This is a genomic window from Loigolactobacillus bifermentans DSM 20003 (genome assembly GCF_001434575.1).
Classification (GTDB): domain Bacteria; phylum Bacillota; class Bacilli; order Lactobacillales; family Lactobacillaceae; genus Loigolactobacillus; species Loigolactobacillus bifermentans.
Genome location: NZ_AZDA01000092.1, coordinates 105917 through 108759 on the forward strand (window position 1 = coordinate 105917; position 2843 = coordinate 108759).

Consider the following 2843-nt stretch of genomic DNA (forward strand, 5'->3'; position numbering starts at 1 on the left):
TACCACTTAAATCAACTGGTGTGATTGTAACAGTTTGGCCTTCTGTGTTGACACCATCTGGTTGAACGTCTTTTTCGTAGACGTGCGTATTCGACACTTCCGCCGTGTCACTTGGTAACAGGTGACCGGCGTTCATATCAATTGAGGTGCCGGCTGGTTGAACGTCCTTTTCATAAACGTGGCTTGGATCATTTACAACACTACCGTCTGCTGGTGTCTCGTTTGTACCTACTGTCCCGTAATTTTCATTCGGTACATAAACCACTTGATTTACCCCATTGGTTGGCGTGATGGTGGTTGTTGTCGGTGTGTACCCGGCTAAATCTGGCACTTGAATCTTGTAGCCTGCCACACCTGGTATTGTGATTGGGGCTTGGCCGTATAACGGATCACCGTTTAAATCAACTGGGGTAATGGTAACAGTCTGGCCTTCTGTATTGACGCCCGCTGGTTGAACGTCTTTTTCGTAGACGTGACTTGGGTCACTCACAATACTACCGTCTGCTGGTGCGTTATTTTCGCCTACTGTCCCATAATTTGCATTTGGCACATAAACCACTTGATTTACCCCATTGGTTGGCGTAATGGTGGTTGTTGTCGGTGTATACCCGGCTAAATCTGGTACTTGAATCTCATAACCCGCCACACCTGGCATTGTAATTGGCGCTTGGCCATATAACGGATTACCGCTTAAATCAACTGGGGTAATGGTGACAGTTTGCCCTTCTGTGTTGACACCTGCTGGTTGAACATCTTTTTCGTAGACATGACTTGGATCATTTACAATACTGCCATCTGCTGGCGTCTCGTTTGTACCTACTGTCCCGTAATTTTCATTCGGTACATAAGCCACTTGATTTACCCCATTAGTTGGCGTGATAGTCGCCGTCGTTGGCGTATATCCGGCTAAATCTGGCACTTGGACTTCATAGCCTGCCACACCTGGTATTGTGATTGGTGTTTGGCCATATAGTGGATTACCACTCAAATCGACTGGTGTAATGGTAACAGTTTGACCTTCTGTATTGACGCCCGCTGGTTGAACGTCCTTTTCATAAACATGACTTGGATCATTTACAATACTGCCATCTGCTGGCGTCTCGTTTGTGCCTACTGTCCCGTAATTTTCATTTGGCACATAAACCACTTGATTTACCCCATTGGTTGGTGTAATGGTGGTCGTCGTTGACGTATACCCAGCTAAATCTGGTACTTGAATCTCGTAGCCTGCCACACCCGGTATTGTGATTGGGTTTTGGCCGTATAACGGATTACCACTTAAATCAACTGGGGTAATGGTGACAGTTTGGCCTTCCGTATTGACGCCATCTGGCTGCGTTACCTTTTGATAAACGTGACTTGGATCACTCACAATACTGCCATCTGCCGGTGCATTATTTTCGCCTACTGTCCCGTAATTTGTGTTTGGTACGTAAACGATTTTCAACGTTTGGCTAGTCCCCGGTACCACTTGTGTTGTGGTGACTGGCGTATAACCTGGCAAATTAGGCACCGTAATTGATGTATTGGTCTTACCCGTTTCTGGTACTGCTGTGGTGCCATACAATGGCTGACCACTTACATCCGTTGGTGTCACGGTGTAGGTGATGGTATTTGCCGCATAAGTCACGGTCACATTATTCATATTCGGCTCAGTTGTTGTCGTCACAACAGTCGCCGCTGCAACGTCTGAATCCGCCGTATAACCGGTTAATGTTGGTGAGGCCACTGCCGCAAAGTGCTGATCAGCTAATGGTGTATACGTAGTGATCTGAGTCACTTCATCATAAGCCGTCAGATAATCTGCCGTTTGTACAACTTGATCTGGCAGTGCTAAGCCGTCTGTTAGCGTGTCACCAACTTGCATCGCATAACTGATTGTCCGTGTTGCTTGGTAAGTGCCTTGATCAATAATGTGTTGCAAGGTAACCGTTACGGTACCAGCAGTGTTAGGCATGGTCGCTGGCATCGTCGTTTTAACCACCGTATAGCCTGGCACTGGCTGTGGTACAAAATCAGTGATTGGACGATCTGTGGTTCCTGTATAAGTTGTCGTGCCTACTACTTTATCGCCGTCGTTTTGATCAACGTCGTTCACTGTTAAGGTCACGGTATTCGGTGTATAAGTCACTTGATCAGTGGTCGTTGCTTGACCGTTGCCATCAATGATCACAGTTAAACTGGTTTTATCTGCTGTATAGCCGGTAATCACTGGTACCGGTACTTCAATCAGCTCATCGGTTTTTCCTGTTACCGCAATGGTTAACTGTTGTTTTTCAGGATCTGTTACTAAACCAGTCGTTGCTGTTTGCGGTGTCGTTGGCACAGTAAAGGTGGCCGTTTGTGTTTGCGGCGTATAGGTAACCGTTCCGGTAGCTTTATCCACCGTGATCGTGCCATCTGGGTTCACTGTGGCCGGCACTGTGGTTTTATCTGGCGTATAGCCTGATACTTCTGGCACATCCACTTCAACCGTTGTCCCTACAGTACCGGTGATACCAGTTACGGTTTGGTCCCCTTTATTACTTGGAATCGTTACTGTCGCTGTAATATCGTTTGGTGTATACACCACGTTCACAGTTGTATCGCCAGTTGGCACCGTCACCGCTGTTGTTTCTGCCGTGTAACCTGGTACTTCCGGATAAGTGTTACTGGCGATTGTTGTATCAGTTGTCCCTGTTTCTGGCGTGGCAGTTATCCCTGGAATTGGATCACCATTTTTATCCACCGGGGTGATGCTGTACGCATGCGTTGTTGGGGTGTAAGTAACCGTTCCATTGTCTTTACCCACTGTGATGGTGCCATCTGGATTAACTGTCGCTGGCACTGTCGTTTTATCTGGC

The 2843-nt window shown here is 47.1% G+C and carries 1 protein-coding gene; it reads right to left on the bottom strand.

All coding sequences use genetic code 11. From position 1 onward, the window contains the following. Positions 1 to 2843: mucin-binding protein (locus FC07_RS16095; RefSeq protein ID WP_202813449.1), on the bottom strand; the 2843-nt coding region annotated here is incomplete at both ends.